We start from the raw sequence: 20,055 nt of genomic DNA on the forward strand, positions 1-20,055 counted from the left end.
ATGATCCGCATTTCGACCCGCCGCGCGCTGCGCACGCTGCTTTGCGCGCGCCAGATTGCGCCGAGCGCTGCCCTTTCACACGTTCCACCCGATTCAACCGTCTTGCCGTTTGCGCGCGCATCGAATGCGCTCGCGGCCGTCGTCGCCGTGACGATATTCGCCGTCGCGCAACCCGCCGCTGCACAAGCCTTCTATCCGACGCCCGACGCCGCCGCCAGCGCGTTTGCCGACGCCCTCGCAACGAACGACCATCCGGCGATGGAGAAAGTGCTCGGCAAGAACTACGGCCGCTACATCCCGACCACCAACATCGGCGAGGACGACATCTATGCGTTCCTCGGGCAATGGGCGAATGGCCATCAGATCGTCGACGATCCGGCGCCGCGCCACGGCCGCAAGAGCGTGCATCTGGCCGTCGGCGCGAATGGATGGACGCTGCCGATTCCGATCGTGCAGAGCGCGCGCGGCTGGCAGTTCGACACGCCCGCCGCCACCGACGAAATGCTCACGCGCCGCATCGGCCGCAACGAGCGCGCGGCAATTCTCACGTCGCTCGCGTACGTCGATGCGCAAAACGACTATCGAAGCCAGATGCAGCACTACGCGCAGAAGTTCATCAGTTCGCCCGGCCAGCGCGACGGACTCTACTGGCCCACGGCGCCCGGCGAGGCCGAAAGCCCGCTCGGGCCGCTCGCCGCGACGATGCCGCATCAGGTCGCGCCGGGCGAGGCGTACAACGGCTATCACTACCGCATCCTCACGTCGCAGGGCGCGAACGCCGAGGGCGGCGCACAGAACTACGTGCAGGACGGCGCGCTGTCGAAAGGCTTCGGCCTCGTCGCGTGGCCGGCGGAATACGGCAAGACGGGCGTGATGAGTTTCATCGTCAACCAGAAGGGGCAGGTCTACGAGAAGAATCTCGGCGCGCAGACGTCACGCGCGGCGAGCGCGATCACGTCGTTCAATCCCGATTCGTCGTGGACGGCGACGCAGCCCTGAACGCGCGCTGATCGTACCTTGACCGCGCGTTGAAATCTTCGCGATGACCGCGCGTCGCACTGGCCGCCTGCCCCGGCGGCGGCCAGTGTGCTGATCCGCGAAGCCAACCGATCCCATCCCCGACGGTATAATGTCGAACTTCGCTGCGGCGCGGTTTTCGCGCCGTGCGCTTTTCGGCACGCGACCTGTTCCTGCCTTCGAGCGCCATCCGTGCGATTCGCGACGGCCGCGCGAGAGCGCACATGTCGCGAACGCGCGCGCAGCACGCGCTGCATGCGCGGCAACGTGATCAAACGCCCCGCGCCTGCCCGCCCCGCCCGCATTCCGAACTCCGTATCTCGACCGACCATGACAGCCAAACTGATCGACGGCATCGCCCTTTCCAAGACCTTGCGCGCCGACGTCGCCACGCGCGCCGCCGCCCTCACCGCCCGTGGACATCAGCCCGGTCTTGCCGTCGTGCTCGTCGGCGACAATCCCGCCAGCGAGGTTTACGTCCGCAACAAGGTCAAAGCCTGCGAGGACAACGGACTCTTCTCGTCGTACGACCGCTATCCCGCCGGCATGACGGAGGCGGAACTGCTCGCGCACATCGACGAACTCAACCGCGATCCGAAGATTCACGGCATCCTCGTGCAGCTGCCGCTGCCCGCGCATATCGACAGCCACAAGGTGATCGAAGCGATCGCACCCGAGAAAGACGTCGACGGCTTTCACGTCGCGAACGCGGGCGCGTTGATGACGGGCAAGCCGCTCTTTCGCCCGTGCACGCCGTATGGCGTGATGAAGATGTTCGAAGCGTATGGCATCGAATTGAAGGGCGAGAACGCCGTCGTGATCGGCCGCTCGAACATCGTCGGCAAGCCGATGGCGCTGCTGCTGCTCCAGGCAAACGCGACAGTCACGGTCTGCCACAGCAAGACTCGCGATATCGCCGCGTACACCCGCAATGCGGATATCGTCGTGGTCGCGACGGGCCTGCGCAACACGCTGACCGCCGACATGGTGAAGCCCGGCGCAACCGTGATCGACGTCGGCATGAATCGCGACGATCTCGGCAAGCTGTGCGGCGACGTCGACTTCGCGAACGTGAAGGAAGTGGCCGGCCATATCACGCCCGTGCCGGGCGGCGTCGGCCCGATGACGATCACGATGCTGCTCGTCAACACGATCGAAGCGGCCGAGCGCGCGGCAGGCAAGGCCTGAACGGTCCTCGGGACAACCGCCCTCTTGGTCGGATCGCGCGGATTGCATAGCCGTCCGCGCGCGTGCCATCAGCGGATCAGCGCATCATCTGAAAGGCGGCCAGCGGACGGTCAGATCCGCTGCCGTCGTCGGCGCGCTTTCGGACCGCTGAGTCATCGGGACGCTACCTGCTGCGAAGCGGCCGCCGCGCCACGACGAGCGGCAATTTTGAAGGATGCGAAATCCGCGCGAACGACAGGTACGCACGAGAAACGTGCAAGACCCACGCGAGACGCGCGCGCCGACCGTTCAACGATCCGCGAAATTCCCTGTTGCGACCGTCCGCTTGCCGCTTTCCCGTTCTGGTACAAATATGCGTGAACCCGCAGCTTCTGCGCGCGGGCGGCAGTTCTGATAATTTGTGCTGCAACCGATCGATCCCGGCTGGAAATGGCGAATGGCGCCCCAATATGCTCCACAGGACGCCAGACGGCGGCCCGCACGCGCGCGGGCCGTGCCATGTGCGCCGCTCCGTTTCGGGCCCGGCTGACCGTCATCCGGGCCTTCACTCAACGCGTCAGACAGGAAGCAACATGTCCACATCCCAATCGACATCCGACAATCCGCTCCTCGATTTCTCCGACCTGCCGCGCTTTGGCGAGATCCGCCCCGAACACGTGACGCCTGCCCTCGACGTGCTGCTCGCGGATGCGAACGCCGCCGTCGACCGCGCGAGCGAGCCGTCGACGCCCGCGTCGTGGGCCGACATCGTCGAGCCCGTCGAACGCGCGACGGAACCGCTGTCGCGCGCATGGGGCGTGATCGGCCATCTGAACGCCGTCGCCGATACGCCCGAGTTGCGCGCCGTCTATGGCGAGAACCTGCCGCGCGTCACCGAGTTCTGGTCGAGCGTCGGGCAGAATCTCGCGCTCTACGACAAGTACAAGGCGATCGCCGCGGCCAGCGATTTCGAATCGCTGACGGGCGAGCGCAAGAAGATCCTGAACAACGCGCTGCGCGACTTCCGACTGTCGGGCGCCGAACTGCCCGAAGACCAGAAGCCACGTTTCGCGGAACTGCAGGAACGTCAGGCCGCGCTGTCGAAGGCGTTTTCGGATCACGTGCTCGACGCGACCAATGCATATGCGTATATCGCCGAAAGCCAGGACGAGCTGGCCGGGCTGCCCGAAGACGTGATCGCAGGCGCCCGCGAAGCGGCCGGGCGCGACGGCAAGAGCGGCTGGAAGTTCACGCTGCATTTCCCGTCGTACTTCCCGGTGATGCAGTACTCGGAAAACCGCGCGATGCGCGAGACGATGTACCGCGCCTACGTCACGCGCGCATCGGAGCTCGGGCCGCAATACGGCAAGGGCAACACCGACTGGGACAACACCGCGAACATCGCCGAAAGCCTGAAGCTGCGCGAAGAAGAAGCGCATATGCTCGGCTACAAAAATTTCGCTGAAGTTTCGCTCACGCCGAAGATGGCCGAGTCGCCCAAGCAGGTGATGACGTTCCTCGAAGACCTCGCGACGCGCGCGCGTCCGCACGCCGAGCACGACTGGCAGGAGCTGCGCGAGTTCGCCGCGAACGAGCTGGGCCTTGACGAATTGCAGCCGTGGGATGTCGCGTTCGCCGCCGAGCGTCTGCGTCAGAAGCGCTACTCGTTTTCCGAAAACGAAGTAAAGCAGTATTTCCCGGAAGACACGGTGCTCAAGGGCCTGTTCAAGGTCACTGAGACGCTCTTCGGCGTGAAGATCCGCCGCGACGAAGCAGCGACGTGGCATCCGGACGTGCGCTTCTTCCGCGTCGAGAATCAGGACGGCGGCCTCGTCGCGCAGTTCTATCTCGACCTGTACGCGCGCGAAGGCAAGCGCGGCGGCGCATGGATGGACGATGCGCGCTCGCGCCGCAAGCCCGTCGACGGCGCGGTGCAAACGCCCGTCGCGTATCTGACGTGCAACTTCTCGGCTCCCGTCGGCGGCAAGCCCGCGTGCTTCACGCACGATGAAGTGATCACCCTCTTCCACGAGTTCGGGCACGGGCTGCATCACATGCTGACGCGCGTCGACGAACTGGGCGTGTCGGGCATCAACGGCGTCGAATGGGATGCCGTCGAGCTGCCGTCGCAGTTCATGGAGAACTTCTGCTGGGAGTGGGACGTGCTGAGCGACATGACTTCGCACGTCGATACCGCGAAGCCGCTGCCGCGCGAGCTGTTCGACAAGATGCTCGCCGCGAAGAACTTCCAGAGCGGCCTGGGCACGCTGCGTCAGATCGTGTTCTCGATGTTCGACATGAAGCTGCACGTCGACTTCGATACGTCCGGTGTGAAGAGCGCGAACGATCTCGCGCGCGAAATCAACGAGCGCTTCCACGTGATTCCGCAGGCTGCGTTCTCGCGCTGGCCGAATACGTTCAGCCATATCTTCGCGGGCGGTTATGCGGCGGGCTACTACAGCTACAAGTGGGCTGAAGTGCTGTCCGCCGATGCGTATGCGGCATTCGAAGAAGCGGCGCAGTCGGGCACCGGCAGCGTGCTCGATGCGGCGACGGGCACGAGGTATCGCAAGGAGATTCTCGAAGTGGGCGGCAGCCGTCCCGCGATGGAATCGTTCAAGGCATTCCGCGGCCGCGAGCCGAATATCGACGCACTGTTGCGTCACAACGGCATGGCGCCTGGCGCGGTGCCTGGGGCTGCGCATTGATGTTGCTGCGTGCACGGGCGCGCAACCTGTGCGCCCGTGAATAGCGCTTTAACGTAGCCGCTCGCGCGTTCTGCCACAAGGCGGGTTCGGGACAACCGGACCCGCTTTTTTATTCGCGCGTGCGCTTATTCCGTCAACGCGATGACGGGCGCGTGATCCGAAGGCTGATCCCACTTGCGCGGCGTCTTGTCGACGTCGCAATGCGTGCAACTCGCCGCGAGCGGCTTCGACAACAGAATGTGGTCGATGCGCAGACCCGCATTGCGGCGGAACGCGAGCATCCGGTAGTCCCACCACGTGAAGGTTTTCTCAGGCTGCTCGAAGAGCCGGAACGAATCGACGAGGCCGAGTTCGATGAGACGCTGGAACTGCGCGCGCTCTTCCGGCGACACGAGGTTCTGCCCTTCCCACGCCTTCGGATCATGCACGTCGCGGTCTTCGGGTGCGATGTTGTAGTCGCCGAGCAGCGCGAGCTTCGGATACTGCGCCAGTTCGCCGACAATCCAATCGTGCAGCGCATCGAGCCAGCGCAGCTTGTACGCGAACTTGTCGGTGCCGGGCGCCTGGCCATTCGGGAAGTAAGCGGAGATCACGCGCACGCCATCGATGGTTGCGGCGATCACGCGCTGCTGCGGGTCGTCGAAGCCCGGAATGTTGCGCACGATGTTGCTTTCATCGACGCTCACGCCGTCGCGCACGAGAATGCCGACGCCGTTATAGGTCTTCTGTCCCGCGAACCAGCTGCGGTAGCCCTTGGCTTCGAGTTCGGCGCGCGGAAATTTTTCGTCGGGCAGCTTCAGTTCCTGAAGACACAGCACGTCGGTCTGGCTGAGTTCGAGCCAGTCGATCACATGCTGCTGACGAACCTTCAGGGAGTTCACGTTCCACGTGGCTAATTTCATCGCTCGTTCTCGTTCTCTCGGGTGCAGGATGGAATCTTACCGCGATCGCGCAACGCGGCTCGGTGCCGCAACGTGCGCAAGTAAAAAAGCAAAAGCCCGCAACGCTTGCAGCGATGCGGGCTTCGAATGCTGGGGCCGTGTGGAGCAGAACACGATGCCATGAAACTGGTTGCGGGGACAGGATTTGAACCTGTGACCTTCGGGTTATGAGCCCGACGAGCTGCCAGACTGCTCCACCCCGCGTCAGAGGAAGCGAATTGTACTGACACCTGCTTCACGCGTCAAACACTTGAGCGAATTTTTTTAACTATCCTCTGCTAGAGGCCGGCGATGATGGCGTATCAGGCTCACTTCGGGTCCGCGTCGATCGCCCAGTCGACGGCCCGTTGCGCATGCAGCGCTGTAGTATCGAAGACAGGCAGCGCGGAGTCTTCCTGTTCGATCAGCAGCGTGATCTCCGTGCAGCCAAGAATGACGGCTTGCGCACCGCGCGCTTTCAAAGCCTCGATCACGTTCCGATAGATCGCGCGCGAATGCGGCTCGATCACGCCATGGCACAACTCGTCGTAGATGATTCGGTGCACGTTCGCGCGGCCTTCGTCATTGGGGACCAGCGTGTCGAGCCCGAAACGCTCGCGCAGGCGCCCGGCGTAGAACGTCTGCTCCATCGTATAGCGCGTGCCGAGCAAGCCGACACGCTCGATGCCTGCCGCGCGCAGCGCTTCGCCCGTCGGGTCGGCGATGTGCAGGAAAGGCACGGTGATCGCCGTCTCGATCGCTTCGTACACGCGGTGCATCGTATTCGTCGCGAGCAGCACGAGATCGGCGCCGCCGCGCTCCAGTTGCCGCGCGGCATCGGCCATCTGCGCGCCGAGCGCATGCCAGTCGCCTGCGCGCTGATTTGCTTCGACGGGTGCGAAATCGACGGTCAGCATCAGGCTGCGCGCGTTGTGATGGCCGCCGAGGCGCGCCTTCGCTTGACGGTTCATCAGCCGGTAGTACTCGGCCGACGATTCCCAGCTCATCCCGCCGATCACGCCTATCGTCTTCATCTCGTTTCCGTGCCCGTTCATGTTGGTTGTGTCCCGTCCGCCGAGTATAGGACGGCGGCGCACGCGCGAGCGGTACGCATCGCGTGCTGCCAGCCGGTACAGCATGGTCGTTTGTCCTATGCCGTCGGGACGATGCGGGATCAGCGCCACACGCCTTTGTTCCGCCGATAGAATCGGTGTCATGCAAAGGAGCCGCCAATGGACCTGATCATCCGTCGTGCCGTATTGCCGCGCAGCGCGGCGCAATCGAATGGCCCCGTCGACATCGGTATCGAGGGCGGCCGAATTGCCGCCGTCGAGCCCGCGCTCGCAGCCACCGCGCGCGAAGAAATCGACGCGGACGGTTCGCTCGTCGCGCCGCCGTTCGTCGATGCGCACTTCCATATGGACGCGACGCTCTCGTATGGTTTGCCGCGCGTGAACGCGTCGGGCACCTTGCTCGAAGGCATCGCGCTATGGGGCGAACTGAAGCCGCATCTGACACAGGAAGCGCTCGTCGCGCGCGCGTTGCAGTATTGCGATTGGGCCGTCGCGCGCGGGCTGCTGGCCATCCGCACGCACGTCGATGTGTGCGACGAGCGCCTGCTCGCCGTCGAAGCGCTGCTCGAAGTGAAGCGCCGCGTCGCGCGTTATATGGATCTGCAACTGGTCGCGTTTCCGCAAGACGGACTGCTGCGCAGCGCGGGCGCGTTCGACAACCTCAAGCGCGCGATCGCGATGGGCGTCGACGTGGTCGGCGGCATTCCGCATTTCGAGCGCACGATGGCGGACGGCGCGGAGTCGGTGCGCCTGCTATGCGAGTTCGCGGCCAAGAAAGGCTTGCGCGTCGACATGCATTGCGACGAATCGGACGACCCGATGTCGCGTCATATCGAAACGCTCGCCGCGCAGACTTACCGTCTCGGCATGCAAGGCCGCGTGACGGGCTCGCATCTGACGTCGATGCATTCGATGGACAACTACTACGTCAGCAAGCTGCTGCCGCTGATGCGCGAGGCAGGCGTCGCGGCCATCGCGAACCCGCTGATCAACATCACGCTGCAAGGGCGTTCTGATACGTATCCGAAGCGGCGCGGCATGACACGCGTGCCGGAGATGATGGCGGCGGGCATCGACGTCGCATTCGGTCACGATTGCGTGATGGACCCGTGGTACAGCCTCGGTTCCGGCGACATGCTCGAAGTGGCGCATATGGGTCTGCACGTCGCCCAGATGACGGGCATCGACGCGATGCATGCGTGCTTCGATGCCGTCACGGCGAACGCGGCGCGTATCCTCGGGCTCGAAGGTTACGGCATCGAGCCGGGTTGCGATGCGAACCTCGTCGTGCTCGATGCGCGCGATGCCGTCGAAGCGATACGCTTGCGCGCGGCGCGGCTCGCCGTCGTGAGTCGAGGGAAAGTGGTGAGCCGCGCGCCGGCGGCGCGGGCGCACCTGTCGCTCGAAGGGCGGCCAGAGGAAGTGGATTTCAAGCTGCATCGCGAATAAAAAACGGCTCGATGGCGCGTGGCGCCGTCGAGCCGCTTTGGTTTCCATCACCTGAACGAAGTCGGATACATCAGAGCTCAGGATTCGAGGTTCAACTCCTGAATCTTGCGCGTGATCGTATTGCGTCCGATGCCAAGACGCTCCGCCGCTTCCACCTTGCGTCCGCGCGTGAAGTCGAGCGCTTCGCGGATCACGGCCGCCTCGAACCGGCGCGACAGCTCGTCCATCACATCGGAGGCGTTCTCGCGCAGGAGCTTCGCGACTTCGGTGCGCAGTCCGCTCTCCCATGCGGCGACAGGCGACGGTGTCGCCGCGCCGCCCTGCACGGCGGGCGTGCTTGGCAGAGGCGGCGCCGTGCCGTTTGCTAAGCCTGTGCCCGCCACGGCATCGATCGGCACCACCCCGCCGGGCGACATGAGCTCCGCGCCGGCCTGTTGCGTCGATACGAGATCGGGCGGCAAGTCCTTGACCTCGATCGTCTGCGCGGGCGCCATCACGGTGAGCCAGTTCGCGAGGTTTTCGAGCTGGCGCACATTGCCCGGAAACGGCAGCGACGAGAGATACGCCAATGCCTCATCGGATACGCGCTTCGGCTCGACGCCGAGATCGCGCGCGCTTTTCTGCAGGAAGTGACGCGTCAGCAGCGGAATGTCTTCGCTTCGCTCGCGCAACGCGGGAAGACGCAAGCGGATCACATTCAGCCGGTGATACAGGTCCTCGCGGAACAGACCCTGACGCACGCGCGATTCGAGATTCTGATGCGTCGCGGCGATCACGCGCACGTTCGCGCGCAGCGGGTTGTGTCCGCCGACGCGATAGAACTGACCATCGGACAGCACGCGCAACAGACGCGTCTGCAAGTCGAAGGGCATATCGCCGATTTCATCGAGAAACAGTGTGCCGTTCTCAGCCTGCTCGAACCGGCCCTGGCGCATCGCCTGCGCGCCAGTGAACGCGCCTCGCTCATGACCAAACAGTTCGGATTCCAGCAGATCTTTCGGAATCGCTGCCGTGTTGAGCGCGATGAACGGACCGTTCGCGCGTGGGCTATGTCGGTGCAAGGCGCGCGCGACAAGTTCCTTACCAGTGCCTGATTCGCCCGTAATGAGCACGGTCGCCGCCGAATGCGACAGGCGGCCGATCGCGCGGAACATGTCCTGCATCGCGGGTGCCTGGCCGAGCATCTCCGGCGCTTCGGCTACACGGTCGTCCCATGTATGCTCGCCGCGCACGCTTTCGTCGACGGCGCGACGAATCAGTTCGACGGCCTTGTCGATATCGAACGGCTTCGCGAGGTATTCGAATGCGCCGCCCTGGAATGCGGCGACCGCGCTGTCGAGGTCCGAGAACGCCGTCATGATGATGACGGGCAGCCCCGGCACCCGGTCGCGCACGGTCTGCAGCAGTTCGAGCCCGGAGCCGCCTGGCATCCTGATATCGGAGACGAGCACTTGCGGGCTGTCGTGTTCCAGCGCGCCCGCGGCTTCGCGGACGTTCGCGAAGCTGCGCGTCGCGAAGTTCTCGCGTGCGAGTGCTTTTTCGAGCACCCAGCGGATCGATTGATCGTCGTCTACTATCCAGATCGGCTTCATATAGGTCCGTCAGAAGTCTTGTATTGCGTGTCGTGTCAGCAGTTGAGCGGCAGCAGAATCTGAAACTCGGTGTGACCCGGACGGCTCTCCACTTCGATCATCCCTTCGTGCTGTTGCACGAATGTCTGCGCGAGCGTGAGGCCAAGACCGCTGCCATCGTCGCGCCCCGATACGAGCGGATAGAAAATGCGCTCGCGTATCTCTTCGGGAATGCCGGGCCCGTTGTCGACGATATGCAAGTCCAGTGCCAGCTTGCAAAGGCGCTTCGCGATCGTCACCTTGCGCGCGACACGCGTACGCAACTCGATGCGCGCATCGCCTTGCGAGATGCGTTCCCGCAATGCTTCGGCCGCGTTGCGCACGATGTTCAGCAGCGCCTGGATCAGTTGCTCCTTGTCGCCGCGCAGATCGGGCACGCTCACGTCGTAGTCGCGCTCGATCGTGAGGCCGCGAGGAAACTCCGCGAGAATCACCGCGCGCACGCGCTCGCACACTTCGTGAATGTTCACGTCGCCGACGATATGCGGATGACGATGCGGTTCGAGCAGCCGGTCGACAAGCGTCTGCAGCCGGTCCGATTCCTTGATGACGACCTGCGTGTACTCGCGCAACTCGTCGCGTTCGCGCGCGCCGAGTTCGAACTCGAGCAATTGCGCCGCGCCGCGAATGCCGCCGAGCGGATTCTTGATCTCATGCGCGAGATTGCGGATCAGCTGCTTGTTGACGGCCGTCAGATCGTGAATGCGTTCTTCGCGATCGGAGCGCAGGTGGCGCTCGTTCTCGAAGAGTTCGAGCAGCACATAGTCCTGCACGCTCTCCAGAAATCCGACGACGGCATGCACGTGCAGCGGCTCGTGGCCGGGACGCTCGAGCACGGCATCGAGATGCGTCGCGTGAAAACGGTGCGCGGCGATCGCGGCGATGGTCGCCGTCAGTTCCTCGCCGTTCGTGAAGATGTCGGGCCATGCCATCTGCGTCAGTTGCCGGCGCGACATTTCGAGCATCGATTCCGCCGACGGGTTTGCGAACGCGACACGCAGCGTTCGCTTGTCGAGCACGAGCACGACGGTGGGCAACGCCTCGAAGCCCGGCAGCAAACCGGACTCGACGAGCTGCACATCGTCCGACAGCGCGTCGGTATGCCCTTTTCTGGCCTTGATCAGGTTCTTCAGTACCATCTTGCAGTCGGGTAGATAGCGTTGCATGAGGCTGGAGCAAGCGCTAGAGCGCCAACTCCGGCCGACAGCGATGGTGAAGCGGGCTTCAGCGCACGCGGTTCAATACGGCAACATCAATCTGCAATAGAACAGTCATCGCCTCGATCCAACGAAAAAGGGACGGCGCCGCCGTCCCTTCATGACCGATCGCAGCGTCAGGGCTACGCCTGCCCGCAAACGTGCGAACAGGGCGCAGCGCCTCTTACAGCGAGTAGTACAGTTCGAATTCGACCGGGTGCGTGGTCATACGCACGCGTTGCAGTTCGCTTTCCTTCAGTTCGATGTAAGCGTCGAGCATCGCATCCGTGAACACGCCACCGCGCGTCAGGAACTCGCGATCCTTGTCGAGTGCTTCCAGCGCCTGATCGAGGCCGGCACACACGGTCGGGATCTTTGCATCCTCTTCCGGCGGCAGGTCGTATAGGTTCTTGTCCGCAGCTTCGCCCGGATGGATCTTGTTCTGCACGCCGTCCAGACCTGCCATCATCAGCGCCGAGAAGCACAGGTACGGATTCGCGAGCGGGTCCGGGAAGCGCGTTTCGATACGGCGGCCCTTCGGATTCGGGACGTGCGGAATACGGATCGATGCCGAACGGTTACGTGCCGAGTAAGCGAGCTTCACGGGTGCTTCGAAGTGCGGCACGAGACGCTTGTACGAGTTCGTACCCGGGTTCGTGATCGCGTTCAGCGCGCGAGCGTGCTTGATGATGCCGCCGATGTAGAACAGCGCGAATTCCGACAGGCCAGCATAGCCGTTGCCTGCGAACATGTTCTGGCCGTCCTTCCAGATCGACTGGTGAACGTGCATGCCCGAACCGTTGTCGCCGACGACAGGCTTCGGCATGAACGTCGCCGTCTTGCCGTACGTGTGCGCGACGTTGTGGACGATGTATTTCAGTTGCTGCGTCCAGTCAGCGCGCTGAACCAGCGTCGAGAACTTCGTGCCGATCTCGTTCTGGCCCTGGCCCGCCACTTCGTGGTGGTGAACTTCAACGGGAATGCCGATCTGTTCGAGCAGCAGGCACATTTCCGAGCGGATGTCCTGGAACGTGTCGACGGGGGCAACGGGGAAATAGCCGCCCTTCGTGCCCGGACGATGGCCCGTGTTGCCGCCATCGAATTCCTTGCCCGACGACCACGGTGCTTCTTCCGAGCCGATCTTGACGAAGCAGCCCGACTGGTCCGTGTTCCACTGGACCGAGTCGAAAATGAAGAATTCCGGTTCCGGACCGAAGAAGGCCGTGTCGCCGAGACCTGTGCTCTTCAGGTACGCTTCGGCGCGCTTCGCGAGCGAGCGCGGATCGCGCTCGTAGCCCTTGCCGTCAGCCGGTTCGACGACGTCGCAGGTCAGCACGAGGGTCGACTCTTCGTAGAACGGGTCGATGTAGGCAGTGTTCGCATCCGGCACGAGCAGCATGTCCGATGCTTCGATGCCCTTCCAGCCGGCAATCGAAGAACCGTCAAATGCATGGCCGCTTTCAAACTTGTCTTCGTCGAATGCCGACACCGGCACCGAAACGTGTTGCTCTTTGCCGCGCGTGTCGGTGAAACGGAAGTCGACAAACTTGACGTCCTCGTCCTTGACGAGTTGCATGACGTCGGCCACGGATTTACTCATAACCTATCTCCTGATTAACGAATTCGGCGGGTTGAGCCGCCGCCCAATCTAGCTGACCAGCCCCGACGCGTCCACCCCTCGAATACCGGCATATTGGGGTCGACCGTTTCTGGCGTCGGGCCAGTTCGATCGGGACCAATAAAGCAGCTTCCATGCCATATTTTGGTCGAACATGCGCCGACTCGTCGCAGCGCCAACGCTGACGCGCCTTTGCGGGGAACCGGCGCACACCGTTTGCGGGAATTGCGCGGCTTAAAGCCGCCTTGTTGCACCATCGACGTGCATCATAAAAATCCGCACCTGCTTAATATTCCATTCTGGTGCATGAAGCCCATTTTGCACCAGAATGAAGCACGCCGCGTACCGTCGACTTTCGCTTTCGATTGTGCGGCCCGGCATGCGCGTGCTTGCTAGAATGATTTTTTGGCTCCGAGGAGATCTGCTGTCATGAGTACGCTCGAACAGTTGTACAGCCAGGCTGAAAAGCGCCGTGTCGAAAACCAGCTTCCGTATGCGGGCGCCGTCACGCCTGCCGAAGCGTTCGAGCTTCTGCAACTCGACCCGCGCGCCCGCCTCGTCGACGTCCGCACGCGCGCCGAGCTCGATTGGGTCGGCCGCCCCGTCGTCGGCGATGGCCAGTATGCGCATGTCGAATGGACGCGCTATCCGGGCGGCGTGCCGAATGTCGAGTTCATCGACCAGCTGCGCCAGATCGCGACACCCGATACGCCCGTGCTGCTCCTGTGCCGCAGCGCCGCGCGCTCCAAGCTCGCCGCGATTGCCGCGACGCAGGCCGGATTCACGAAGGCGCTGGATCTGCTCGAAGGCTTCGAAGGCGACAAGGATGGCCAAGGGCATCGCAAGACGGTTTCGGGCTGGTGTTTCCGCGGCTTGCCTTGGATCGGCGCGTAAGACGCAACGACTCAAACACGACGAACGGAAGCCCAGGGCTTTCCAGAATCACGCGGCGCACGGTGTGAACCGTGCGCCGCTTTCGTTTGCGCTTCCAGTTGAATCGTCCGCGCGCGATATGACACGCGGATGATGTTCTTCGGACGGCGCGCGTTGTATGCCCTCCTGCGCAGCGCCGACAACTCGCCGCGATCAGCCGCGCGACCGGGCTTGCGCCATCACCGCTTCCGGCTCGACGATATCCCCGCCGAGCAGATGCACGCCTTCGCGCAACTTGACGAACGCCGCCGCGACGGCCTCGGGCTCGCCCTTCACGCCGAGATCGATATGACGGCGCGCGTAAATGCCGCCCCGCTCGGCATCGCCGACGCTCGGCAGGCTGAACACGCGCACGCCCGGGAAGTCGTGCTCGATCTTTTCCATCAACGGCGTCAGCGTCGACTCGGGCAGTTCGAACACCAGCAAAGACTTCTCCGCATGCGGCGTCGAGTGATGCAGATGCGCATACTTCGTATCCAGCACCCACTCGATCATCGGCCAGGCCATCACCGGGAAGCCGGGCACGAAATGATGATCGCCGACAGAGAAGCCAGGAATCTTGTTGTAGCCATTCGGAATGATCGACGCGCCGCGCGGAAACGTGCCCATGTTCAGACGATGCAGGTTCTCGGGCGAATAGAAATCGACGGGTGCCGGCGCATTGGCCGGATGCATCTCGCGGATGCGCTCCTGGATCAGCACTTTCGCTTCCGGATGCAGTTCGAGCGGCACGGCGAGCGCGGCGGCCGCGCATTGGCGCGTGTGATCGTCCGGCGTCGCGCCGATGCCGCCCGTCGAGAACACGACATCGCCCGATGCGAACGAGCGGTGCAACGTCGCCGTGATGCGCGCGGGATCGTCGCCGATATATTCGGCCCATGAGAGCGACAGCCCGCGCGCGCTCAGAAGCTGGATAACTTTAGGCAGATGCTTGTCGACGCGCCTGCCCGACAGGATTTCATCGCCGATGATGATGACGCCAAATGCCATTGCAGCCTCGTGTCGAATGTCAGTAGGAAATGCGCGCCGGGTCCCGCGCACCGTATGGACCATCATGCGGGCCATCCCGACCGTGATGACCATTCGCGCCGTGCTCGTCGGCGCGCATCCGCTGCAGCGCGCGCAGGCAGTAGAAGCCGAACCACAGCGCCGTAAACACCAGGATGAAAGCATAGATCCAGATGGTCGCCGCGGTCATGACAGGGAACAGCACGATCAGCCAGACGGACGACGCCCAGATGAGCGTCGGCAGCGAGCCGAGCAGCCCGCTCGCCACGCCGATCAGCAGCAGCGGCAAACGGTGTCGGCTCACGAGCGCGCGCCGCTCTTCGCTGCTCGCGTGCAGCGCGAGCGCGTCATACGTCATCACGCGATATGTGAGCCAGCCCCACAGCAGCGGCGGGATCAGCGCGAAAAAAGGCGGAATCAGCCACAGAGGCAGCGTGACCACGAGTACCACCAGGCATACGAGCGTCGTCCAGAGCGAGTGAACGAGACTGCCGTACCACGTGCCGCCGCGCCGCATCTCCAGCCCGGCGAACTGACGCGCGGACAGATGCCGGATCACGGCGGGCATCGACAGCGTCGCGATCAGCAGCAGCACCGTCACGACGATGAGGGGTATCGCGACCGCGATCACGATGAACGGCGCAACGGCCGCATGCAGCGATGAAAACCCGAGCCAGTCGAACAGCCTGTAGAGCGTCGTCGTGAGCGGCCAGCCTTCGAGCCAGCTGCGCGTCGCGCCGATCAGCGTCTGCCAGGAAAACCAGAGGACCACGCCCCAGACAATCGCCGCCGCCGCAAACGGCATGAACGTCAGCCAGAGCATGCGCGGATGCAGCACGGAAGAAAGCGCGCGCCCAAACGAGCGCAAGAGGTCATTCATGCGAAGTCAATGACAGTAGCCGGAACGCAGGGAAAAGAAGGAAACGTGGACAGGATAAACCACGTCGAGTTCGGACGGCGAATGCAGGACTTGCGGCGTGGATAGCAATGTGCGTGCGCCGCCGCGCCGGCCTGATCCACGAGCGCGAAGCCGGCGATCGCCGGGCGCGCGTGCGCTTGTGAAAAAGGCAATGGAGAAAGTACGTCGACAGTGCGTCAGGCCGCGCGCCGCTGCTTCTTGCCGCCGATGCGCTGCGCGATGCGCACGAACGCCAGCCAGTGTTGCTCCCAGAAGCCTTCGCCGTAGTGCCGGCCGCTGAGCTGATCGCGGATGCCTGTCGGCTCCATCTCGCGGCTCCACGATGCGCTGCCGAACATCATGTCCCACCACGGAAACAGCACGCCGAAATTGCAGCCGTACTTCAACCCTTCGTGGCCGTAACCGATCGCGTGATGACGGCGATGGAACGTCGGGCTGACGAGCAGGCGCTCGCCGAACCAACCGAAGTACATGCGAATGTTCGCGTGCTGCACGCTCTGCGCAAGATTCGTGACGGCGACCAACACGACGAACTGCGACGGCGGCACGCCGATGAAGAGCGCGATAACCGCAAAGAAGCACGCTTGCAGCAGATCGTCGAGCAGATGGTTGCGGTCGTCGGCCCAGAGCGACATCTGCTGCTGGCTGTGATGCACCGCGTGCAGTTCCCACCAGACGCCGATCCCGTGCTGCCCGCGGTGATACCAGTAGCCGGCGAAATCGAGCACCAGCAGATACATGATGAACGTGACGATCGGCTGGGTCGTCACGCCGGGCCACAGATTGTCTAGCTCGATATTCGCGATGCCATGCAGGCGCAGCCAGCCTTGCACCGAGTCGAAAAACGGCTGCAGCGCGAAAAAGAAAAACAGGTTGAGAATGCCGAGCTTCGCGATCCACGTGTACAGCACATCGACGCGCACCGCCTTGCGGTCCTTCCACTGCTCCACCGGCCGCAGCGCTTCGAGCGGCCGCAGCAGCGCGTACATCGCGAGCACTTCCAGCACGCCGACGATCAACCAGTAGAGGCTGTCGTACGTGTCTTCGTCGTAGTCCATCAGGTCGAAGCGAAACAGCAGCGGCTGCACGACATCGACGTACAGAAGCGTCTGGATCGACGAGATGAAGCTATCGAGATTGGAAACGATCAGATGGAACATCGTGCTCTTCGTCGTTCGGCGTTACCCATGACTTTACCGCTTGGCTTCGCGGCTCGCAGGCGGGCGCTCAGGCAACGCGCGCCGCCTGCGTCATACGTCGCATTACGCTCCGTTCGGCGCGGTGACGGGCGCGCGATCGAAGAAATAGATGCCGTGCGGCGAGCGGCCCACGGCGATCGTCTGGATCAGCTTGCGCGTGCTCAGGTCGATCACGCCGACATGCTTCGCGAAACGGAACGTCACCCACAGATACCGTTTGTCCGCGGAAAGTTCCATGTCGTCCGGTCCAGGCATCAGGCCCGTGATGTCGCCGACGTTGGTGAGCGTGTCTTCGTCGATGATGCTGATCGTGCTTGCCACCCGGTTCGACACCGCGACGTGCTTGCCGTCCGCGAGCGAGCGGAAGTTGTGCGCGCCCTTGCCCGTCGTGATCGTTTTCACGACCTTCTGGTTCCTCCAGTCGACGACAGCCACATAGTCCGCGCCCGTCATGCCGACGAGCAGGTACTTGTCACCGGGTGTCATCCACAGGCCGGCCGGCACCTTGCCGACTTTCATCTTCCACTTGACCGTCTGCGTGGCGAGATCGACGGCCGCCAGTTCGCCCGACACCTGCAGCGTGATAAACACCGTCTTGCTGTCGTTCGTGAACGCGATGTGGCTCGGCATCACCGCGAGCGGCAGACGGCTCGCCAGCGTCATGTTGTGGCCGTCGTAGTGGTAAATGTCGAGCCGGTCGAGGCGCAGGCCCGTCGTCACGAGCCACTTGCGATCCGGCGAAAAACCGATCTGATAGGGATCTTCGATGTTTTCGATCCAGCGCTGCAGCTTGCCTGTTTTCGGGTCGACGAACATCAGATTGTTCGACACCGAATTCGCGACGATCAGCGAGGAATTATCCGGCGTCGCCATCAGGTGATGCGGCTCCTTGCCGGTCGGCACGGTATCGACAACCTGACGCGTGGCCTCGTCTATCAGGCTCAGCGTGGCTTCGCCGGAATTGAGCACGATCACGTTGTTCGCATGAACCGCCGGGGAGAAGAAGCTTGCTGCCGCGACGAGCGCAGCGCCGGCTGCAAACGTGCTGGTCAAGCCGGGAAGGGAAAATTTGCGCATGAAAACTCACATCAGGGGACAGTCGCCATTGTAGAACGTTTGCACGGCCCAACGGTTGACCCGGATCGCGGAAAAACAGGCCCTTGCGGCGCGTTGACGCAAGGGCTTTGCGCGATCCGACGCGGGCATTTTTGCCGTTGGTGCGCTGGCCCGAACATCGACGTTCGCATAGCCCGATCAATCCAATTTCTGCCTTTGAAATTCCAATGCCGATCGCTAATCCGGCTCATAAATCCGCAAATAAAACTGGATTAATCACCACCCGTTTTCACTGATTGCAGACGGAAAATTCAGATCGTTATTAATTAAGAATTACCTCATATCGACGCTTTGTCATCCGCCAAAAAATCCGTGGATGCAATACCCGTTTTGACGCTTGCCAGCAAAACGGATGCGAGCCGGCCAGCGCGGCTTGAACGAGCCCGCGCCTTCACAAGCATCTTCTCCATTCCAGCAAAGCGGGTCTTGCCATAACCGATGCTTGTCCAGCCGCGAGGCGTATCCGAGTCATTGCTGTTCTGCTTTATCCGGAGTTTTGAGGCATGAAAATGACGATTGAAATGGCGCAAACTCACTTCGCACCCTATTGCGCCGCCTTGAACGAAGTCGAAATACAGCCGGCGACACGCTCGCGCCGGCGCGCGCAACTGATGCTTGCGTGCCTGGCGCTGTCGTCCGCAGTGGCAAACGCCAACGCCCAGGTGTTGATTGGCAATGGTTCGGTCGCTGTCGACACGACGGGCGTCGCGCTAGGCAATACCGCGTATTCCGGCGGTGTGAATGCGGTGGCCGTCGGCGACACCTCGACGGCATCCGGCAACAATGCGACGGCGATCGGCGCGCATGCGGGCGCGATGGCAGGCGCGTCAACCGCGCTGGGCGACACCGCCCAGGCGAACGCGTTCCAGTCACTCGCGCTCGGCGCGAATTCGATGGCAACCTTCAGCAACAGCATCGCGCTGGGTTCGGGCTCGGTCACCCTGTTCGGCACGCAGATCGGCTATACGGCTTTCGGGTTGACTGGGCCGCAGTCATCGTCTGGTGAAGTCAACGTCGGCAACCGTACGATCAGCACCGTCGCGCCGGGACGCGCCGATCAGGACGCCGTCAATGTCGCGCAACTGAAGTCCGTCACGAACAGGTTCGACGGCGAATTGTCGGCGGTCAGGAGCCGGCTCGACGACGAATTGGGCGCTGTGACAAGGCGATCTGACGGCGCTGTGATGTACGACCGCAACCCCGACGGCACGGTCAACCACGACAGCGTCACGCTGCAAGGCGACCCGGCGAACGGCGGCACCCGCATCCGCAACGTCGCGGATGCCGTCGACGCCCATGATGCCGTCAACCTCGGCCAGCTTTCCGCGCTGCTCGACAGCGCAGTCGGCAACATCACGGTGAACACGTCGAATCCGATGTTCAGCGCCGAAGGCTCGCCTGCCACTGAACCGGCAGTGGCCAGCGGCACACACTCCATCGCCGCGGGCGCCAATGCGCAGGCGAGCGGCGCAAACGCGGTGGCGCTGGGCGCAGGCTCGAACGCGAGCGCGGATAATTCGGTCGCGCTCGGCCAGGGCTCGGTCGCCGATCGCGCGAATACCGTATCGGTCGGTGCGCCTGGCGAGGAGCGGCAAATCACGAACGTCGCGGCAGGCGTGCAGGGCACGGACGCCGTCAACGTCAACCAGTTGAACCAGAGCGTGAGCGGCGCAGTCGGCCAGGCAAAGAGCTATACCGACGACAAGGTGCGCTCGGTTCGCAAGGACGGCTACGGCGGCACAGCCGCGGCGATCGCGATGGCGGGCCTTCCGCAAGCGGTGCTGCCGGGTCGCGGCCTGGTCGCGCTGGCAGCGGGCACGTACGGCGGACAGTCTGCGATGGCGGTCGGCGTGTCGCAACTGTCGGACACGGGCAAGTGGGTGTACAAGCTCCAGGGCACGGCAAGCTCGCGCGGCGAAGTCGGCGCGTCGATTGGCGCGGGGATGCACTGGTGAGACGCATGTCTCCTCGCGAGTGAGCGAACGACGAAAATCACAGGGTGTGATTTTGCCCTCGTGATTTTCGTCCGCTTTCGCAAGGCCACGCCACACTGCGCAACAAGCGCTCCAATGCACACCATCCGGTGAACCGAACGGGAGGC

15 protein-coding genes and 1 tRNA gene are annotated in these 20,055 nt (G+C 63.3%); 6 read left to right on the plus strand and 10 right to left on the minus strand.

Annotation, left to right across the window (positions count from 1 at the left end):
• The 3 genes from BN2476_RS17935 (at position 1) to BN2476_RS17950 (ending at position 4,892) form a co-directional block, all read left to right on the plus strand.
• Positions 1-999, plus strand: a complete 999-nt coding sequence (locus BN2476_RS17935; RefSeq protein ID WP_087735533.1) for a DUF2950 domain-containing protein — start codon at positions 1-3, stop codon at positions 997-999.
• Between the two features lie 348 nt (positions 1,000-1,347).
• Positions 1,348-2,205 (plus strand): bifunctional methylenetetrahydrofolate dehydrogenase/methenyltetrahydrofolate cyclohydrolase FolD, encoded by an 858-nt coding sequence (folD, locus tag BN2476_RS17945; protein WP_087735534.1) that lies wholly within the window; start codon positions 1,348-1,350, stop codon positions 2,203-2,205.
• A gap of 572 nt (positions 2,206-2,777) precedes the next feature.
• Positions 2,778-4,892: a M3 family metallopeptidase gene (locus BN2476_RS17950; RefSeq protein ID WP_087735497.1), complete on the plus strand. Its 2,115-nt coding sequence runs from the start codon at positions 2,778-2,780 to the stop codon at positions 4,890-4,892.
• A 125-nt stretch (positions 4,893-5,017) separates the two neighbouring features.
• On the opposite strand, the gene xth is transcribed toward BN2476_RS17950, so the two are convergent.
• The 3 genes from xth to BN2476_RS17965 form a co-directional block, all read right to left on the minus strand.
• On the minus strand, positions 5,018-5,794 hold the full coding sequence (gene xth, locus BN2476_RS17955) for an exodeoxyribonuclease III (protein WP_087735498.1): 777 nt from the start codon (positions 5,792-5,794) through the stop codon (positions 5,018-5,020).
• Between the two features lie 166 nt (positions 5,795-5,960).
• Positions 5,961-6,037 (minus strand) — tRNA-Met (locus BN2476_RS17960).
• Positions 6,038-6,141: 104 nt separating this feature from the next.
• Positions 6,142-6,846 (minus strand): aspartate/glutamate racemase family protein, encoded by a 705-nt coding sequence (locus BN2476_RS17965; protein WP_087735535.1) that lies wholly within the window; start codon positions 6,844-6,846, stop codon positions 6,142-6,144.
• 198 nt (positions 6,847-7,044) lie between these two features.
• On the opposite strand from BN2476_RS17965, the gene BN2476_RS17970 reads away from it, so the two are divergent.
• Entirely contained in the window at positions 7,045-8,334 is a 1,290-nt protein-coding gene (locus tag BN2476_RS17970; protein WP_087735499.1) for an amidohydrolase family protein, read from the plus strand.
• 77 nt (positions 8,335-8,411) lie between these two features.
• Here the strand turns inward: BN2476_RS17970 and ntrC are convergent, their stop codons facing one another.
• From ntrC to glnA, 3 genes are all read right to left on the minus strand, one after another.
• A complete protein-coding gene (ntrC, locus tag BN2476_RS17975; protein ID WP_087735500.1) occupies positions 8,412-9,926 on the minus strand; it encodes a nitrogen regulation protein NR(I) in 1,515 nt (504 codons plus the stop codon).
• 35 nt (positions 9,927-9,961) lie between these two features.
• On the minus strand, positions 9,962-11,104 hold the full coding sequence (gene glnL / locus BN2476_RS17980; protein WP_087735536.1) for a nitrogen regulation protein NR(II): 1,143 nt from the start codon (positions 11,102-11,104) through the stop codon (positions 9,962-9,964).
• Positions 11,105-11,345: 241 nt separating this feature from the next.
• Entirely contained in the window at positions 11,346-12,761 is a 1,416-nt protein-coding gene (glnA, locus tag BN2476_RS17985; RefSeq protein ID WP_087735501.1) for a type I glutamate--ammonia ligase, read from the minus strand.
• Positions 12,762-13,208: 447 nt separating this feature from the next.
• Between glnA and BN2476_RS17990 the strand changes: the two genes are divergently transcribed.
• Positions 13,209-13,673 carry a rhodanese-like domain-containing protein gene (locus BN2476_RS17990; RefSeq protein WP_087735502.1) on the plus strand — a complete coding sequence of 155 codons (465 nt, stop codon included), beginning with the start codon at positions 13,209-13,211 and terminating at the stop codon, positions 13,671-13,673.
• A 192-nt stretch (positions 13,674-13,865) separates the two neighbouring features.
• Here BN2476_RS17990 and BN2476_RS17995 read toward each other — a convergent pair whose 3' ends face one another.
• From BN2476_RS17995 to BN2476_RS18015, 4 genes are all read right to left on the minus strand, one after another.
• The gene (locus BN2476_RS17995) at positions 13,866-14,702 is read right to left on the minus strand and encodes a competence/damage-inducible protein A (RefSeq protein WP_087735503.1); all 837 of its coding nucleotides are present in this window, start codon (positions 14,700-14,702) and stop codon (positions 13,866-13,868) included.
• Positions 14,703-14,721: 19 nt separating this feature from the next.
• Positions 14,722-15,600: an EI24 domain-containing protein gene (locus BN2476_RS18000; RefSeq protein WP_087735504.1), complete on the minus strand. Its 879-nt coding sequence runs from the start codon at positions 15,598-15,600 to the stop codon at positions 14,722-14,724.
• A 215-nt stretch (positions 15,601-15,815) separates the two neighbouring features.
• Positions 15,816-16,799: a sterol desaturase family protein gene (locus BN2476_RS18010; RefSeq protein WP_087735506.1), complete on the minus strand. Its 984-nt coding sequence runs from the start codon at positions 16,797-16,799 to the stop codon at positions 15,816-15,818.
• Between the two features lie 102 nt (positions 16,800-16,901).
• The gene (locus BN2476_RS18015; protein ID WP_087735507.1) at positions 16,902-17,915 is read right to left on the minus strand and encodes a YVTN family beta-propeller repeat protein; all 1,014 of its coding nucleotides are present in this window, start codon (positions 17,913-17,915) and stop codon (positions 16,902-16,904) included.
• A gap of 542 nt (positions 17,916-18,457) precedes the next feature.
• On the opposite strand from BN2476_RS18015, the gene BN2476_RS18020 reads away from it, so the two are divergent.
• Positions 18,458-19,909 carry a YadA family autotransporter adhesin gene (locus BN2476_RS18020; RefSeq protein ID WP_087735508.1) on the plus strand — a complete coding sequence of 484 codons (1,452 nt, stop codon included), beginning with the start codon at positions 18,458-18,460 and terminating at the stop codon, positions 19,907-19,909.
• Positions 19,910-20,055 lie beyond the last annotated feature (146 nt).

This window comes from Paraburkholderia piptadeniae (assembly GCF_900007165.1).
Classification (GTDB): domain Bacteria; phylum Pseudomonadota; class Gammaproteobacteria; order Burkholderiales; family Burkholderiaceae; genus Paraburkholderia; species Paraburkholderia piptadeniae.

Coding starts and splice junctions, on each gene's coding strand:
- BN2476_RS17950 (WP_087735497.1), top strand. CDS start 2,778: ATGTCCACATCCCAATCGACATCCGACAATCCGCTCCTCGATTTCTCC.
- folD (WP_087735534.1), top strand. CDS start 1,348: ATGACAGCCAAACTGATCGACGGCATCGCCCTTTCCAAGACCTTGCGC.
- glnA (WP_087735501.1), bottom strand. CDS start 12,761: ATGAGTAAATCCGTGGCCGACGTCATGCAACTCGTCAAGGACGAGGAC.
- BN2476_RS17995 (WP_087735503.1), bottom strand. CDS start 14,702: ATGGCATTTGGCGTCATCATCATCGGCGATGAAATCCTGTCGGGCAGG.
- BN2476_RS17935 (WP_087735533.1), top strand. CDS start 1: ATGATCCGCATTTCGACCCGCCGCGCGCTGCGCACGCTGCTTTGCGCG.
- BN2476_RS18015 (WP_087735507.1), bottom strand. CDS start 17,915: ATGCGCAAATTTTCCCTTCCCGGCTTGACCAGCACGTTTGCAGCCGGC.
- glnL (WP_087735536.1), bottom strand. CDS start 11,104: ATGGTACTGAAGAACCTGATCAAGGCCAGAAAAGGGCATACCGACGCG.
- xth (WP_087735498.1), bottom strand. CDS start 5,794: ATGAAATTAGCCACGTGGAACGTGAACTCCCTGAAGGTTCGTCAGCAG.
- BN2476_RS17970 (WP_087735499.1), top strand. CDS start 7,045: ATGGACCTGATCATCCGTCGTGCCGTATTGCCGCGCAGCGCGGCGCAA.
- BN2476_RS18000 (WP_087735504.1), bottom strand. CDS start 15,600: ATGAATGACCTCTTGCGCTCGTTTGGGCGCGCGCTTTCTTCCGTGCTG.
- BN2476_RS18020 (WP_087735508.1), top strand. CDS start 18,458: ATGAAAATGACGATTGAAATGGCGCAAACTCACTTCGCACCCTATTGC.
- BN2476_RS17965 (WP_087735535.1), bottom strand. CDS start 6,846: ATGAAGACGATAGGCGTGATCGGCGGGATGAGCTGGGAATCGTCGGCC.
- ntrC (WP_087735500.1), bottom strand. CDS start 9,926: ATGAAGCCGATCTGGATAGTAGACGACGATCAATCGATCCGCTGGGTG.
- BN2476_RS17990 (WP_087735502.1), top strand. CDS start 13,209: ATGAGTACGCTCGAACAGTTGTACAGCCAGGCTGAAAAGCGCCGTGTC.
- BN2476_RS18010 (WP_087735506.1), bottom strand. CDS start 16,799: ATGTTCCATCTGATCGTTTCCAATCTCGATAGCTTCATCTCGTCGATC.